Consider the following 18,192-nt stretch of genomic DNA (forward strand, 5'->3'; position numbering starts at 1 on the left):
TACCAGATTAACAAATGAGCACACAAGTATCACAAACAAACATCAAGTTATCAGACAAAATTAATGCTTTAAAAGCATCAGCTACTCTAGCCATGGCAGCAAAAGCACGTGAACTAAGAGGAGAAGGAAAAGACATTATTGGTTTAAGCCTAGGAGAACCTGACTTTAATACGCCTGATTTCATCAAAGAAGCAGCTATACAAGCAGTAAATGATGACTACAACTCATACACTCCTGTCGATGGTTATATTGAACTAAAAGATGCAATTATCACAAAATTCAAACGTGATAATAACCTTACTTATGATAGATCTCAAATTGTAGTATCAACAGGGGCCAAACAATCACTTTATAATGTCGCACAAGTGTATCTTAATCCAGGAGATGAAGTTATTCTACCTTGCCCTTATTGGGTAAGTTATAGTGACATCGTAAAACTTGCTGGTGGCGTACCTGTAGAAGTCAAAACTTCTATTGATACTGATTTTAAAATGACAGCTGAACAACTAGAAAAAGCAATCACTCCTAATACAAAAATGTTATGGTATAGCTCACCTTGCAACCCTAGTGGATCTATATATAGCAAAGAAGAGTTAAGAGCTTTAGCTGACGTGTTACAGAAATACCCAGATATCATTGTAGTAAGTGATGAAATATACGAACATATCAACTACATAGGTAGTCATGCATCAATGGCTGAATTTGATGATATGTACAACAGAACAGTAACTGTAAATGGAGTTGCCAAGGCTTTTGCTATGACAGGCTGGAGAATCGGTTATATCGGAGCACCAACTACTATCGCTCGAGCTTGTAACAAAATACAAGGACAAGTAACCAGTGGAGCAAATTGTATTGCTCAACGTGCTGTAATTACTGCTCTTGAAGCTCCTGTAAGTAAAATTCAATACATGGTAGATGAGTTTAAAGAACGAAGAAAACTAATCTTAAACTTATTAGCTGAAATCCCTGGTTTTAAATGCAACGAGCCTGAAGGTGCTTTTTATGTTTTTCCTGATATCTCATATTATTTTGGAAAAACTATAGAAGGAACAACTATCAAAAATGCTACAGATTTCTCTATGTTTCTGCTAGAAGAAGCTAATGTTGCAACTGTAACAGGTGTTGCTTTTGGAAATGACAACAGTATTAGAATTTCTTATGCTGCCAGCACAGAAGAGATTAAAGAAGCAATCAAACGAATAAAGAAAGCTGTAAGCTAAACACAGCTAACAAAATACATTTTTAAAAACCGATTACTTTATGATGAAGTAATCGGTTTTTAATTTTATTTAAGAAAACCTAAACAAATTTTAACCTTATTTTATAACATAAAAAAACATTTTTTGATACTAAAAAAACGAAATTAGAGTTATACTTTTATTATTCCCATGAATACTTGTTTTTCACCACAAAGCATGTATTCAAAAAAACCACTTAACGCCACAATCATTATGAATACTCTAGAAAAAGAACGTATCGTCAAAAAAAACATCCTTCAAATCTTTAAAGAAAATTTTGACGTTTCTCAAACAACAGATGATGAAATTTTAAACATCAAACCAGACCAAGAGTTAAGCATCAATTATGCTGTATACTATGAATCGATATTGGATATCTTTTTTATTGAAGACATGGAACCTGAGAGTATCAAAGGCACCGTAAAAGACACTATCAAAAAAGTTACAGAATTATGGCCTATGATCCCAAATTCTTCATGGGAATGGCAGATGCAATAATATAAATACAGATTATTTTATTAATGTTATCTATTACGCCAGAAAAATGGGGTTAAAAGAATCAACACTGTAAAAAGCTCTAACCTACCTATCAACATAAGGAAACTACACCACCACTTTCCAAAATCTGGTAATACATCAAAGTTATTAACTGGACTAAGCTTACCAAAAGCTGGACCGATATTACCTAAAGAAGAAGCCGCCCCTCCTATTGCGGTTTCAAAATCTAGCCCTAATGCCCCCAACACAACAGCTCCAATTATAAATGAAAGCATATACAGTATAAAAAAGGCAAGTATATTGAATACGATCTCTTTAGAAACCGCTCTAGTATTATATCGCACAGGTAATACTGCTCTTGGATGCAAGGTTCGTTTAAATTCTAAAATCCCATTTCTAATTGTAATCAAGTGTCTCATCACTTTTATTCCTCCTGATGTTGATCCAGCAGATCCCCCTAAGAACATGATTCCGAAGAAAAAAACTGTTAAAAAAGGAGTCCACATGGTAAAATCGGCGCTCACAAATCCCGTAGTGGTTATCACAGCCAATACCTGAAATAATGCATGCCTAAAAGCACTTTCTGCTCTTCCCCATACCATAGGATGATCTATGGAGGAAATCGTTACATCTGCTCTATAATATATTACTACCGCAGCTATCAATGTAAACACAATCACAAAGAGAGAATAAAACTTAAACTCCTCATCTTTGATTATTTTCTGAACTTTTCCTTTAAACCCAAAATAACTAAGTACAAAGTTCATCCCTGCCAAAAACATAAACAATATAATAATGTATTGTATTATTGGTTGATCATTCCAATAGGCTACACTGGCATTTTTGGTAGAAAACCCGCCAGTAGACAAAGTGCTTAATGCATGATTAATTGCATCAAAGAAATTCATCCCTGCAAGTTTTAAAAGAATAGTTTCTGCTATGGTATATCCAACATAAATAAACCACAATCGCTTTGCAGTATCTGTAATCCTAGGGTGTAGTTTATCTGCACTAGGCCCTGGAGCCTCTGCTGCGAACAACTGCATCCCTCCTATCCCTAAAAGAGGTAAAATAGCAATTGCCAGTACGATAATTCCCATCCCCCCAATCCAATGAGTCAAACTACGCCAAAACAAAACTCCTTTAGGAATAATCTCAATTTCATTAAGAATAGACGCTCCAGTAGTAGTATACCCAGACATCGTTTCAAAAAATGCATTGGTAATAGATGGTATTGCTCCAGAAAATAAATACGGCAAAGTTCCACTAAGAGACATAAATATCCAACCAAATGTCACTACGATATATCCATCTTTTTTATTGATTACTTTTTGGTGATCTCTTGTCACAAACATCAACACAATCCCTACAAACATAGTAGCTAAAGATGCCATCATAATTTGCAATGTAACACCATCTTTATATATAAAACTAATAATTGTTGCCATCAGCATAAACCCACCATTGCAGAGCAATAAGAGCCCCATGATATGCGAAATAATCCTATAGTTTACCTTGTACATATTAGAGGAAAAGCTTTTCTATTTTTTTTATTGATTTTGGCAAACAACACACTACTACTCTATCTCCTGCCTGAATATAAAAATCTCCCAGAGGGATCATTCCTTCACCATTTCTGATAACTCCTGCAATTATAGCCGACCTTGGAAAGTCTAAGTCTTTTATCAGATTATCACTCACTTCTGACGTAGATTTTACAATAAACTCCAATAATTCAGCATTCATATTATTAAGTTTGGTCATCGCAACAACCTCTCCTTTTCTAATAAACCTAAAAATATTATTGGCCGCCAACAGTTTTTTATTTATCAATGTATCTATCCCAATAGAATGAGACAACTGAAAATAATCCATATTCTCTACAAGGGCAATTGTTTTTCTCACTCCTTTGGATTTTGCTACCAAGCAAGACATAATATTAGTTTCAGAATTACCAGTAACTGCAATAAATGCATCCATTGCATTAATACCTTCTTCTTGCAATAGCTCTACATTGCGTCCATCACCATTAATTATCATTGCATTAGGCAAATCATCTGCCAAATCAAAAGCTTTTTCTTTATCTTTTTCTATCAGTTTTACTCTAAATTTATGATCACAGAGATCGAGAGAGGTTTTATAACCTATCTTACTACCTCCTAGAATCATAACATTTTTGATTTGTTCTTTTACTTTTCCTGTTAGTTTGTAAAGTTCTTCTACTCCTCCTTTTGAAGTCACGAAGTATACTTGATCATTTTCTTTGAAAGTTGTATCTCCTCTTGGTATCAAAGTATATTGCGTTCCATAGCGTTGAATAGCTATAGGCATAAAATGTAGTTCTGGAAACACTTCTGCTGCCTCTCTTACAGTTTTTCCAACAAATAAAGCTTCTTTTGATAAGGTCGTACCTACCATAGTTAATGCTCCATTCTCAAACTCGTAACTATTATGAAATGCTGATTGGTTAAGAAGAAGCTCTATCTCACTAGCTGCTAGTGCTTCTGGAGAAATCAGCTCGTCTATACCAAACTTAATAAACCCTACTTCTTCTTTGTTTTCTATAAATTCTGTGTTAGAAATCCTTGCAATCGTTCGTTTAGCTCCAAGTTGTTTTGCTAATACACATATCGTAATATTTGTGGTCTCGCTAGAAGTAACACTGATCACCATATCAACATTATCTACTCTTGCCTCTTTTAGAATAGCAATAGAAGTAGAATCTCCTTTGATAACCCTAATATCCAAATGCGTATCTGCATAGTTAAGGCATTCCTTATCTGTATCTATAAGTGTGATATCCTGAGACTCAAACGAGAGAAATTTGGCCAAATGAAATCCTACCTCACCAGCTCCGGCAATAATGATTTTCATTGGTTAAGTTTATTGTTTTTCATCTAATCTATAGGTAAAGTAAAACCAAGACATATTATTTATTTTGAAATAGTAAAAATCTATATCTTAGTATATAAAAGTCTACAAAGATAATGTAAATTGACCAACTGATAAAATCTATACATACACTAGCACCTAAATACCTATAACATAGCTCATATCATTATTTATTTACCATAAAATCAATCTATATTCATCAAAAAAATGAATACAAAACCTCCTTTCTATCAGAAGGAAAGCTCTTTTTTTTACGAATAAACTTTACTATTTTTTTTCTTTGAACTAATAAAAAATCATGTAAAAGACACTCTACTACATAGTATATTTTTTGCTTAAAGAGAAAAACTCAGGATAAGTTCAATATCAAAAATGTATATTTGCCTAAATTTTTTGAATGTCAGAAAAAATAACTCCATACAAAGACAAAACCAGATCTAAAAAAGAACAGGTTGCTGAGATGTTTGATACTATATCAGAAGACTATGACGGACTAAATCGTGTTATTTCTTTTGGTATTGACATCAAATGGCGTAAGAAGGTAGTTCAACTTGTAGGCAAAACAAATCCAAAAAGAATACTGGATGTTGCTACAGGAACTGGAGATCTTGCGATCAATCTATCACAAACAGGTGCTTCTGAAATTATAGGTCTGGATATTTCTAGTGGAATGCTAGAAATAGGGAAGTATAAAATTGCAGAAAAGAAATTAAACACCATTATTAATATGGTTCAAGGGGATAGTGAGAACTTACCTTATGAAGAAAATTATTTTGATGCAATTACAGTAGCATTTGGAGTACGAAATTTTGAAAATCTTGAAAAAGGTCTTTCAGAAATTCTTAGAGTACTTAAACCAGGAGGTATTTTTGTCGTACTAGAAACATCTATACCAACTAAGACTCCTTATAAACAAGGCTACAACCTCTATTCTACAAAAATACTACCTCTTATCGGACGGCTGTTTTCTAAAGATAAAACGGCTTATTCATACCTAAGTAAAAGTGCTGCTGCTTTTCCTTATGGAGAAGCATTCAACAATATTTTGAAAAAAATCGGGTTTATAGAAGTCAAAGATAATCCTAGAACTTTTGGTGTTGCAACTATTTACACGGCAACAAAGAAATAAAAAAGGATTAAAACAATAGTAGCTCCAAAACAAATAACAAGGAAGATATAAACTAGTAAAAGGTTAATTTTAATTTACATGAAAAGAATATTTATCTTACTAATTGTTTTAGCATGTACTCAAAACCTGAGCGCACAGCTATTTACTAAAGAAAAAGTACAAAATCTCCAGAATTTTGACAAACCACGATTTAGTTATGGTTATATTCTTGGGTTTAATTTTTATAATTTTAATTTTGACTATACTGCAGATGCTCCACTAGATACAGATATTATACACAATGCTTCAGCAGGATTTAGTGTTGGACTTTTAGGAAACATGAGAATAAATGATTATCTGGATTTGAGATTAGAACCAATGGTAACATTTAATACTAGAAATTTAGAATTTTCTAACCCCCAATTCACTTCAAACCTTGAGTCTGTAAGAGAAGTCAAATCCACATATGTTCACATCCCTCTATTATTAAAGGTATCAACAAAAAGAATCAACAACATAAAACCTTTTATCGTTGGAGGTGTTTCTACTTCTATAAATTTATCTAGTAATGAGGATAACCCAGATGATAATAGTGCTGGGCAATTTAGGATGAAAACAAACACCAATTACTATGAAATTGGTTTTGGTATAGATTTATATTTATACTATTTTAAATTCACACCATCAATAAGAGGCGTCTTTGCAATGTCTGATGAGCTCGTAAAAGATAATGACCCTAATAGCCCATACACTTCTACTATAGATAAAATGTCTACAAGAGGGGTATTTATAAACTTTACTTTTCAGTAGTTATAAATCAAGGTCTTTTGAATTCATTGAGAACTATGGCTGTTGCCGTAGCTACGTTTAGACTCTCTGTTTTTTTATCTAATCCAAATCGTGGTATTGTAATCCTATCAGTAATCAATTTTTGTATTTCAGAAGAAATTCCGTTTGCCTCATTCCCCATAACAACTACTACATTATCAGTCAGTTTCTCTTCATAAATAGAGCGTCCATCCATAAAAGTTCCAAAAACTCTCACATTTGATTGTTTTGAATTTAAAAAATCTTTCAAATCCAAATAATTAATATTCACTCTTGTTATTGACCCCATAGTTGCTTGAATAACTTTTGGATTATAACAATCTACTGTTTGCTTAGAGCAAACCAAATCTTTAATTCCAAACCAATCACACAATCTAATGATAGTTCCCAAATTACCTGGATCACGTATATCATCTAATACCAAAACAACCCCTTCTAATCTTACTTCTTCAGATTTAGGCACATAAAAAAGTGCTACAGCCACCTGAGGGGTTGCCAAAAAACTAATCTGTTTTAATTCTTCCTTGGTTATACTCCACATTAATTCTTCTGGGCAATCAAAGATATTTGCTTCTGTTGTATAAATAGAATGAAGCTTAAATCCAGCTTCTAGCAGTTCTTTTATTACCTTTTTACCTTCTACAACAAACAACCCATGTTGTTTTCGGTACTTTTTTTGATATAAACTATTTATTAGTTTCTTTTGGTTTTTGCTAACCATACAAATAATGTATTTTTGAATCAATGAATAAATTCGGGTTGAAACACTTTCTGACAAAAATATTATTAATTACGCTAACTATCGCTTTTTTATTTTCATGTAATGCGGTAAAAAGAGTACCAGAAAAAAAGTACCTACTAGACAGCAATCAAATTTTTGTTGATAGTACTAAAAGTAAGGACCCTAAATTATACAGTCAATTATACCAAAAACCAAATATCAAACTACTAGGAATCCCTATTAGATTACACATCTATAATCTTGCCAGAACAAATCAAGATTCACTGTATCAAGATTGGCTTACCAGAACACCAAATCGAGAAAAAAAATTAACAAAATTTCTATCTAAAAAACAAGTAGACCGATTAGGTGTAGGATTGCACCGTATTAATGAGTGGCTCAAAAGCACAGGAGAACCTCCTTCTATAATAAACGAATCCAAAGTCAAACGTTCTGTAAAAAGACTTCAGTCATATTATTGGAACAATGGATGGTTTAACAATGAAATAGATTATAAAATTACAAAAGAGGAGGATAAAAAAGCTTCTGTAGATTATTTTGTAAAACCTCATCATCCTTATTTTATTGATTCTCTAAACACCAAAATTGCTTCTAAAGTTGCAGACTCTATATACCAGCTTCATATAAACAAATCTGCTATCATTTCTGGACAACAATACAAAACTCTGGATCTAGAATCTGAACGCGAACGACTAACCTCTCTATATAGAAACTCAGGATTATTTCATTTTGAGAAACAGTTTATAAAATTTGATGCCGATACTATTGGCACCAACCATAAAGTAAATCTTAATCTATTAATAAAAAATCGCCCTGTTACCATTGGAGACTCTACTACCAGAACCCCTTTTAAGGTACACAAAATAAGCAAAGTAAATGTTTTTACCGATTACTCTTATCAAAACAGAAATCAAAAACCTAAAGATAGCACTTCATACAAAGGCTATCATATATATGGTTTTGATAAGATAAAATATACTCGCAAAGCAATCACTAATTCTGTCTTAATTACTCCTGGTGAAATTTTTAGAGATAAAGATCGCACACTTACTCATAATCAAATCAACAACCTAAGAACGTTTAAATATCCAAACATAAGGTATGAGAACGATCCAAAAGATCCAACAGGAAAAAACCTTGTTGCCAATATTCTATTAACTCCTAGAAAAAAATATAGCACCAATATAGATTTTGATATCTCAACTTCAAACATCCAAGCTTTTGGTATTGGTTTTGGAGGCTCTCTTCTAATACGCAATGTTTTTGGAGGGGCTGAAATTTTAGAGATTTCTGCGAGAGGAAGTATTGGTTCCTCTAGTGATGCTGTAGATGGAGGAGAGAAGTTCTTTAATATATCTGAAGTAGGTACTGATGTAAAACTAACTTTCCCTAAATTAATATTCCCTATAAAAACTAATAAAATTATTCCCAAATACATGTCTCCTGTTACCAATCTTATTTTTGGGATGAATGTTCAACAAAACATTGGCCTTGATAAACAGAATGCCACAGGAGTCTTTAATTATAGATGGAAACCTAATAACATAGTAACTAATCAGCTTGATATTGTAAATGTACAGTATGTTAGAAACCTAAACACTAGCAATTACTTCAATATCTATAATGCTTCCTATAACAAACTAAACAATATTGCCAATCAAGTTCTTGAGCCAAATTCTGCATTCTTTTCTCAACCAAATGATGGCGTTTCTACCTCATTAAGTATTCCTGGAGGCGCTAATGGGTTTATTGCTCAATCGCTAAGTCCAAATCCTAATTCTGATTTAATTGCTAGTCAAATACAAGAAATACGCAATATCAATGAACGAAAAGTTCGCCTTACTGAAGACAACTTAATTTTTGCTTCTAGCTACACATACACAAAAAACAATAGAGAAAACTTATACGACGAAAGCTATTCTAGATTCAGAGCAAAAGTAGAACTCGCAGGAAATGTACTAAGTACTATTTCTAATATTGCTAGCTTAAAAGAAAATTCTAATGATCGTTTTGAAATATTTGGTGTTGAGTTCTCTCAATATGCAAAAACAGAACTGGATTATATAAAACATTGGGATCTGGGAAGAAAAAATATAATTGCTTTTAGAGCATTTGGTGGTATTGCGATTCCTTACGGCAATGCCAATAGCATTCCTTTTGCAAGAAGTTTCTTTGGAGGAGGACCTAATGATAACCGAGCATGGCTAGTCTATGATTTAGGACCAGGAAGTAGTGGCGGAAGAGATGAATTTAATGAAGCTAATATGAAGATTGCATTAAATGCAGAGTATCGTTATAATATTTTAGGGTCTCTACATGGAGCATTATTTATTGATGCTGGCAATATTTGGAACGCTCTTGATAGTGTAGAAGAAGAAGATGCTGTCTTTTCTAGACTGGATGACATACAAGAAATAGCTGTTGGAACTGGTTTTGGGTTTCGGTACGACTTTAACTTTTTTGTTCTAAGGCTTGATGTTGGCTTCAAGACATTTAACCCTGCTAGTGATGAAGACAAAAGATGGTTTAAGGGATATAATTTTTCTGAGGCCGTCTATAATTTTGGAATCAATTATCCATTTTAATTCTTATCAATCAAATAATACAAGTATAAAAACCTAATTGCTTTTTACTTAAAAATCAATAGATTAGCACCAATACCCAATGATTCTTCTAATCGTGTCGGTTTCTGTATTATTTTACTATTTTTGTAGCCTTATAAACCAAAACTAAATTATGAGTCACAACATCAAACCAGGAGTTGCTACAGGAGACGAAGTGCAGGCTATTTTTAAATATGCCAAGGAAAAAGCATTTGCGTTACCTGCAGTTAATGTAATCGGTTCTAATTCGATTAATGCAGTTTTAGAAACTGCTGCAGATTTAAATTCTCCTGTTATCATTCAATTTTCTAATGGTGGCGCCCAATTTAATGCAGGAAAAGGGCTGTCTAATGAGAATCAAAAATCTGCAATAGCGGGAGCTGTTGCAGGAGCTAAACATGTACATTTAATGGCAGAGGCCTATGGGGTACCTGTAATTTTGCATACTGACCACTGTGCAAAAAAACTACTACCTTGGATTGACGGTTTATTAGATGCTGGAGAAATCTTTTACAAAGAAACAGGAAAACCATTGTATAGTTCTCATATGATCGATTTGTCTGAAGAGTCAATCGAAGAAAATATAGAGATTTGTAAAGAATACTTAGCTCGTATGAGTAAAATGGGTATGACTTTAGAAATAGAACTAGGAATCACTGGTGGAGAAGAAGACGGAGTAGACAACAGTGATGTAGATGACTCTAAGTTATACACACAACCAGAAGAAGTTGCCTATGCATATGAAGAGCTAAGCAAAGTAAGTGATAAATTTACGGTAGCTGCTGCTTTTGGTAATGTACATGGTGTATACAAACCTGGTAATGTAAAATTAACACCTAAAATTCTTAAAAATTCTCAGGAACATATTTCAGAAAAATATGGAGTCGAACATAACCACATCGATTTTGTATTTCATGGAGGAAGTGGATCTACACTAGAGGAGATTAGAGAAGCAATTGGATATGGTGTTATTAAAATGAATATTGATACTGATCTTCAGTTTGCCTTTAATGAAGGGATTCGTGATTATATGACAAATAATATCGAATACTTAAAGACGCAAATAGGAAACCCTGATGGGTCTGAAGAGCCTAATAAAAAATATTATGATCCTAGAAAATGGTTAAGAGAAGGTGAAGTCACTTTCAAAAACCGTCTAAAAAAGGCATTCGAGGATTTAAATAATGTAAACACATTATAACTATTGAAAACCAAAGCTGAAACTCATTTATGACGTTTCAGCTTTTTTTAATTATAACTTTATGGCTTGGTTTAAGAGAACACAAAAAGGTATACAGACCGCTACCGAAGATAAAAAAGATGTCCCTAAAGGACTTTGGTACAAATCTCCTACAGGAAAAATTGTAGATGCAGAACAACTTGAAAAAAACTTCTATGTAAGCCCAGAAGATGGGTATCATGTGAGAATAGGTAGTAAAGAATATTTCGAGATATTATTTGACGACAATAAATTCAAAGAACTTGATAAAAATATTACTTCAAAAGACCCTCTTAAATTCGAAGACAAAAAGAAATATGTCGATCGTATCAAAGAAGCACAAGAAAAAACAAACCTTAAAGATGCTGTAAGAACAGCTGTAGGAAAATCTTATGGTAAAGATTTAGTTATTGCTTGTATGGATTTTTCTTTTATAGGAGGATCAATGGGAAGCGTTGTAGGTGAAAAAATTGCCCGTGCTGCCGACTATTCACTCAAACACAAAGTTCCTTTTATGATTATTTCTAAATCAGGAGGTGCTCGTATGATGGAAGCTGCATTATCATTAATGCAATTAGCAAAGACATCTGCAAAACTAGCACAATTAGCTGATGCTGGAATACCATATATATCATTATGTACAGATCCAACAACAGGAGGTACTACTGCCTCTTTTGCAATGCTAGGTGATATCAATATTGCCGAACCTGGAGCCTTAATCGGTTTTGCAGGTCCTCGTATTGTAAGAGATACTACAGGAAAAGAATTACCAGAAGGTTTCCAAACTTCTGAGTTCCTAAAAGAACATGGGTTTCTTGATTTTATAACCCCAAGACATGAATTAAAACAAAAGATAAATTTGTACTTAGATTTGATTCTAAACAGACCTTTAGCAAATTAAATATATTACTTTTATATAGTAGCAACCCGGCTTTATGCCGGGTTTTTTATTGACAACATCACAAAACCAGTGATTTCCCCCTTTCTAAAAGGGATATTAAACTCTTACTTATCAACTATTTATCTTATATTTTTGCTACCTAAAGCATTTAGATAATAAGAGAAATATTATTTTCTCATCTATAGCTTCCTCCCCTTATCATAGTCCCCTATCTAGAATTTTACTCATAATTCGAAAAATAATAAGACCATGAAAAGAAGCACTCTTATCACGAAATCTGATTCATATATTTTAAAATCAAAACTTCTACCTCATAGAAGACGCAATACACTTAAGACCTTACTCACCAAACCAGAGATTACAGACCCAAATAATTACAATAAAAACACGTTCAAAAACCTACTTGAAGATTTGCAAAGTGTAGGAATCTCTTCATTACAATTCTTGAACTCACTATCCAATTATGAATTAAATGATATTTCAGAAATCATTGGCTACCTTAATATTGTAACCAATAAAAAAGACTATCATCCTGAAAACCTGTTGTTACACTATAAACTACTAAGTATAATTCCTTCTAAACACTATAAAGCGTTATCAAAATTTATCAAAGAGAGTTATTACAATAGTAGTTTTTCTGAAGATACAATAGCTTTTATTAAAAGTGAAAAAATAACAAGAGTTATTGATGAAGTTTTATTTCAATATATGGGGTTATTATCTGGTAAAACAGAGTCCCTCTCAAAAAACATCAATCTTACATTGCGAAGTAAAATACGATTATTGGAATCAATTGGATCATTTCTATCAGAAGATCCTACTATTGGTATTTATTTTCAAAAAATCAGCACTTATGGAGACTTACATTCCTATTATAAAAATGACAAAATCATCCAAGAAGTATTAAGAAAAATATCTTATAAAGGCTATGACACAGATTATATAGTTTTCAACTCTTCTTTAATTCAAAGTATTGGCCCCAGTAAACTAGAAAAACAAACTGAATGGGATATAAGATTACTAGACATTATCAAAAAAATATTGGGAGGTAAAAACGAAAAACCAGAAATAGACATTAAACAAAATAGAAACAAATTATTCAATACAATCAAAGAACCTTATTCTTTACTCAAAGAGAAAAAAGATAAAAATGCAGCTTTAGAAATCATTCATTGTATTACCCCTGCCCTAGACAAAGGTCATTCTATATTAAAAAAACAAGATGATTTTAATGATGAAACTCAAATCAACAATCTTAAGTTAGAATTAGACTACCTCAAAGACATTCTTCAAAATTATGATGGTGAACTCCCAAAACCAAGAAAACTATATGCAACCCGAAGTTCAAAAAGCTTACCAGAATTACTGTTTGATAACAAGCGATTATCTTGCTGTATATTCAAGCCTTCAGGGCTTTTTCATGGAGAGATAACACGTTTAGCTCTTAACCCAACAACCCCAATCATTGAATTTTGGCTGGAACCTTATCAGGAATTTCTAGGAATAGCCACATTGTACCTAGGAGTAAACAAATCTGATCAAAAAACTATATTAGTAGATACGGTAGAGTATGATAATCGCCTTCTTGAATTAAGAGGTAATAATGGTACTATGAAATTTATTCTAAACTCAATAGTAATTGATGCTCACCAAGCAGGAAGTAAAAAAGTAATTGTCTTTGCCGCTCCCTATGGCAAACCAATAAATTTTGTTAACTACATAAAAAACCATAGAGAGAAACAATCTAGCATCACATATCATAAAGAGTACTATTTTGAGTCTGTAGATCCCAACAACACAGCTCTTCATTCTTCTTACACCTCCAAACATCACTACACCGTTGCTCTAGGGTATAATGTTCCATTAAAAGGCATTATAGATTATGGTTTTACTCAAGTTGGCATAAACAAAGTAGAGAAACTAAAGGATGGAAATACAGGAGTATTTGAAATCGATGTAGATGCTTTTATTAAAGAAAATAAATTAACCACACAGATCCCTAAAAAAGAAAAAACGAGTTTTTATAATCCAGCAATGTCAATTGATTGCCGTCCTGATTATCATGAAATGACCATTAAAGAAAGAAAAAAAGAAGTCATCGATGAATACACCATCACACTTGGTAAAAAAATTTCTAACCCTTCCATTGAAATTATTGACAAAACATTTGATGATGCATTAATAGACAAACTCATGTCTATTGAAAAAAGTTCTTTCTCTAATGAATTAAGATACTGCTCTGATGATATTAAAAAAAGACTGCAACAAAAAGCATCTCAAATACTAATGATTTATGAGAACAAAACACCTATTGGCTTTATTTTGTCCTACATAAGTCCATACCTACCAAATGACATTATATATCTAGACACTATAGGTATAATTGCAGAAAAACAAAATCTAGGGTTAGGACAAATTGTATTGCAGTTATATTCAAAGCTTTCACTTTTTGAAGGTTTCTCGCAAATATATGTTCTTACAGAAAAAGGAAATAATTCTGAAAACCTACTTAAATTTTATAAAAAGAATGGATTTGAAGTAACTTCTAATTATTCAAAATCAAACAGCAATCTTTTAATCAAATCACTTTCATTAAAAATACCAGAAAACACAGTCTATTTTGATCTGTTAAAAAAAGAACTTGTAGCCAACTTAAAAAATACCATTGCATCTCCTGAAGTAGAGATATTATTAAATTTAGACCACAATGCGCTTCAAACAGTTATTGATCTTGAAAAAGAATTTGATGTTGATTTACGATATAACAAAGAAGAATTAAAAGAAAGATCAAAGTACAACGATATATTTCTTGCTATTATAAAAGATAACAATATCCCCATTGCATCGAGCTTATGTTATTACGACCCTTCTTTATTAGATCACACTATATTTTTTGACACCATGTGTATCAGAAAAAAATACCAATCCAAAGGAATCGGTAAATTGATTGTAAAAAGTATGCTGCGTATTTCTAAACTATCAAAATATTCTCAGGCTTTATTCTACTGTAAAACACATAGCAAAGAAGGAATCAATCTCATAGAGTTTTATAAAAAACTAGGAGCAAGAGTAGTAGAGGTCTTAGAGACTAAAACCAAAATGATATTTCCTGTTCAATAAATTTTATTACAACACATTATCAAAAAGAGAATGTATCAAACATTAATAAATCGTTTTATAGTCACTACTTTAAAACCATCACTGATAGCATTTTATAATCTGTATAGTTATTAATAAGCTTCGCCATTTTTTGACATAAGATGTAAATCATAATTCAAAAAACACTATATTTGCACGCTGATAGCAAAACGTTATCAATACATAAAAATCATTTAAATAATATTGGAATGTATTTAACAAAAGAAGTTAAAGAAGAAATTTTTTCAAAACACGGTAAGACAAAAAGCGATACTGGTTCAGCAGAAGGTCAGATTGCATTGTTTACACACAGAATTACTCACCTTACTGAGCACTTAAAAAAGAATCGTAAAGATTATAATACAGAGCGTTCTTTAGTAAAACTAGTAGGTAAACGTAGAGACTTGCTTGACTACCTTAACAAGAAACATATCATGAGATATCGTGCTATTGTAAAAGAATTAGGATTGAGAAAGTAATAAAAGAGAGGCTGCGCGCCTCTTTTTTTTATTGTAATAAATTAAAAAACATCTATTCTTTTTCAGAAGTTTAGATGCATGCCTTAGTTTTTCATTGGTTGCGCAATTACTACAACAACAACACAACCTTGTCCGTCCAAGTAAGACGGAAAACCAATGTTTAATTAACTATATCAGATTTTATCTATATGATTAAAACTGATATGTTAGAATCAAAAAAATATGATTCCAAAAGTTTATAAAGAGGTCATAGACCTTGGTGACGGTAGAGAGATATCTATCGAAACTGGAAAATTAGCAAAACAGGCTCATGGTTCTGTTGTTGTACAATCTGGCAAGTGTATGTTATTATGTACAGTTGTTTCAAATTACAAACAAAGTGATGTTGATTTTCTACCATTGACTGTAGATTATAGAGAAAAATTTGCAGCCGCAGGTCGTTATCCTGGTGGTTTTTTCAAAAGAGAAGCTAGACCAAGTGACGGTGAAGTACTAACAATGCGTTTAGTAGATCGTGTATTACGACCATTATTCCCAAAGGATTATCATGCTGAAACTCAGGTAATGATCCAATTAATGTCTCATGATGAAGATGTTATGCCAGATGCAATGGCGGGATTAGCGGCATCTGCAGCAATACAATTATCAGATTTTCCTTTTGAATGTGCTATTTCAGAAGCACGTGTTGGACGTGTAAATGGTGAATTTATCATCAACCCAACACGAGCGCAACTAGAAGAATCAGACATCGATATGATGATTGGTGCTTCTGCAGATTCTGTAATGATGGTTGAAGGTGAGATGAAAGAGATTAGCGAAGAAGAAATGGTAGAAGCTATCAAATTTGCTCATGATCATATAAAAATACAATGTGCTGCTCAGCTTAAGCTAGCAGAAGCCTTTGGAAAAAAAGAAGTTAGAGAATACGATCCAGAAAGAGAGGATGAAGATTTAGCTAAGAAAATTCATGAAATGGCGTATGATAAAGTATATGCTGTTGCAAAAGGAGGATCTTCTAAAAAAGAACGAGGTTTAGCTTTTTCTGAAATAAAAGAAGAAATAATTGCAACTTTTTCTGAAGAGGAACTCGAAGATTTTGGTGATCTAGTTTCAAAATATTACGCCAAAGCAGAAAAAGCTGCTATTCGTGATCTTACTTTAAACGAAGGATTACGTTTAGATGGTCGTAAGACTGATGAAATTAGACCGATCTGGTGTGAGGTTGATTATTTACCTTCAACTCACGGTTCTTCTATTTTTACCAGAGGAGAAACTCAAGCACTGGCTACAGTTACTTTGGGAACTTCTAGAGAAGCAAATCAAATTGATATGCCATCTTATGAAGGAGAAGAAACATTCTACCTTCACTATAACTTCCCTCCTTTCTGTACTGGTGAAGCAAGACCTATTCGAGGAACTTCTCGTAGAGAAGTAGGTCACGGTAATTTAGCACAACGTGCCTTAAAAGGTATGATCCCTGCAGATTGCCCATATACTGTGCGTGTAGTATCAGAAGTTTTAGAATCTAATGGTTCTTCTTCTATGGCAACCGTATGCTCGGGAACTATGGCCTTGATGGATGCTGGTGTACAAATGGTAAAACCAGTTTCTGGTATTGCCATGGGATTAATTTCTGATGGTGAAACAGGAAAATATGCTGTTCTATCTGATATCCTTGGTGATGAAGATCACTTAGGGGATATGGATTTTAAAGTAACAGGTACTGCTGATGGTATTACTGCTTGCCAAATGGACATCAAAGTAAAAGGACTTTCTTATGAAATTCTTGTAAATGCTTTGAAACAAGCTGCTGATGGTCGTTTGCATATTCTTGAGAAATTAACAGACACTATCGAAACACCAAATGCAGATGTAAAAGCACATGCTCCAAAAATGGTTACCAAAACAATTCCTGGAGAATATATTGGTGCATTGATTGGACCTGGTGGAAAAGTAATTCAAGAATTACAGAAAGAAACAGGCACTACTATTGTTATCAATGAAGATCCTGTTACAGAAGAAGGAAATGTAGAGATTCTTGGTACAGATCAAGAAGGAATCGATGCTGTATTAGCCAAGATTGACTCTATTACTTTCAAACCAGTAGTAGGTAGTGTATATGAAGTTAAAGTAATAAAAATGCTTGATTTTGGAGCTGTAGTAGAATACCTAGAAGCTCCTGGTAATGAAGTTTTACTTCACGTTTCAGAATTAGCGTGGGAACGCACAGAGAATGTTAGCGATGTTGTAAACATGGGTGACGTTTTTGATGTAAAATACTTTGGTATCGATTCTAGAACACGTAAAGAAAAAGTTTCTAGAAAAGCATTACTACCAAGACCTCCTAGGCCTGAAGGTAGTGACAAGCCAAGAGGAGACAAAAGACCTCCTCGCAAAGAGCAAAAAGATAATTAATTATCTATCAAAATAAAAAAGCCCTCAAAATTTTGAGGGCACTGAAAAAGTCCTTTAAAAGGATTAAAATACGAGGAGTGAAAACGACAATGTTTTCGCTCCTTTTTTGTATCTTAAATCTTGAATTT

General features: G+C 32.9%; 13 protein-coding genes. 10 read left to right on the forward strand and 3 right to left on the reverse strand.

Features of this window, described 5'->3' with window-relative positions; all coding sequences use genetic code 11:
* Positions 1-14 precede the first annotated feature (14 nt).
* A complete protein-coding gene (locus DG508_RS10845; protein WP_108868155.1) occupies positions 15-1,223 on the forward strand; it encodes a pyridoxal phosphate-dependent aminotransferase in 1,209 nt (402 codons plus the stop codon).
* 231 nt (positions 1,224-1,454) lie between these two features.
* Positions 1,455-1,739, forward strand: a complete 285-nt coding sequence (locus DG508_RS10850) for a hypothetical protein (RefSeq protein WP_159090793.1) — start codon at positions 1,455-1,457, stop codon at positions 1,737-1,739.
* A 26-nt stretch (positions 1,740-1,765) separates the two neighbouring features.
* Here the strand turns inward: DG508_RS10850 and DG508_RS10855 are convergent, their stop codons facing one another.
* Positions 1,766-3,262, reverse strand: coding sequence for a TrkH family potassium uptake protein (locus DG508_RS10855; protein ID WP_108868157.1), 1,497 nt, complete (start codon positions 3,260-3,262; stop codon positions 1,766-1,768).
* Position 3,263: 1 nt separating this feature from the next.
* Entirely contained in the window at positions 3,264-4,613 is a 1,350-nt protein-coding gene (gene trkA / locus DG508_RS10860) for a Trk system potassium transporter TrkA (protein ID WP_108868158.1), read from the reverse strand.
* A gap of 415 nt (positions 4,614-5,028) precedes the next feature.
* On the opposite strand from trkA, the gene ubiE reads away from it, so the two are divergent.
* On the forward strand, positions 5,029-5,760 hold the full coding sequence (gene ubiE, locus DG508_RS10865; RefSeq protein ID WP_108868159.1) for a bifunctional demethylmenaquinone methyltransferase/2-methoxy-6-polyprenyl-1,4-benzoquinol methylase UbiE: 732 nt from the start codon (positions 5,029-5,031) through the stop codon (positions 5,758-5,760).
* A 78-nt stretch (positions 5,761-5,838) separates the two neighbouring features.
* Positions 5,839-6,549, forward strand: a complete 711-nt coding sequence (porT, locus tag DG508_RS10870) for a type IX secretion/gliding motility protein PorT/SprT (RefSeq protein ID WP_108868160.1) — start codon at positions 5,839-5,841, stop codon at positions 6,547-6,549.
* A gap of 7 nt (positions 6,550-6,556) precedes the next feature.
* Here the strand turns inward: porT and DG508_RS10875 are convergent, their stop codons facing one another.
* Positions 6,557-7,288, reverse strand: coding sequence for a TrmH family RNA methyltransferase (locus tag DG508_RS10875; protein WP_108868161.1), 732 nt, complete (start codon positions 7,286-7,288; stop codon positions 6,557-6,559).
* Between the two features lie 23 nt (positions 7,289-7,311).
* Here DG508_RS10875 and tamL point away from each other — a divergent pair, with 23 nt between their 5' ends.
* The 6 genes from tamL (at position 7,312) to DG508_RS10905 (ending at position 18,064) form a co-directional block, all read left to right on the forward strand.
* Positions 7,312-9,894 (forward strand): translocation and assembly module lipoprotein TamL, encoded by a 2,583-nt coding sequence (tamL, locus tag DG508_RS10880; RefSeq protein ID WP_234418219.1) that lies wholly within the window; start codon positions 7,312-7,314, stop codon positions 9,892-9,894.
* Between the two features lie 151 nt (positions 9,895-10,045).
* Positions 10,046-11,113, forward strand: a complete 1,068-nt coding sequence (fbaA, locus tag DG508_RS10885) for a class II fructose-bisphosphate aldolase (protein ID WP_108868162.1) — start codon at positions 10,046-10,048, stop codon at positions 11,111-11,113.
* Between the two features lie 61 nt (positions 11,114-11,174).
* Positions 11,175-12,032 (forward strand): acetyl-CoA carboxylase, carboxyltransferase subunit beta, encoded by an 858-nt coding sequence (gene accD, locus DG508_RS10890; protein ID WP_108868163.1) that lies wholly within the window; start codon positions 11,175-11,177, stop codon positions 12,030-12,032.
* A 249-nt stretch (positions 12,033-12,281) separates the two neighbouring features.
* Positions 12,282-15,152 (forward strand): GNAT family N-acetyltransferase, encoded by a 2,871-nt coding sequence (locus DG508_RS10895; RefSeq protein WP_108868164.1) that lies wholly within the window; start codon positions 12,282-12,284, stop codon positions 15,150-15,152.
* 227 nt (positions 15,153-15,379) lie between these two features.
* Entirely contained in the window at positions 15,380-15,649 is a 270-nt protein-coding gene (gene rpsO / locus DG508_RS10900) for a 30S ribosomal protein S15 (protein ID WP_103864267.1), read from the forward strand.
* Positions 15,650-15,871: 222 nt separating this feature from the next.
* A complete protein-coding gene (locus DG508_RS10905) occupies positions 15,872-18,064 on the forward strand; it encodes a polyribonucleotide nucleotidyltransferase (protein WP_108868165.1) in 2,193 nt (730 codons plus the stop codon).
* Positions 18,065-18,192: the final 128 nt, after the last annotated feature.

Source organism: Aquimarina aquimarini (assembly GCF_900299535.1).
GTDB lineage: Bacteria > Bacteroidota > Bacteroidia > Flavobacteriales > Flavobacteriaceae > Aquimarina > Aquimarina aquimarini.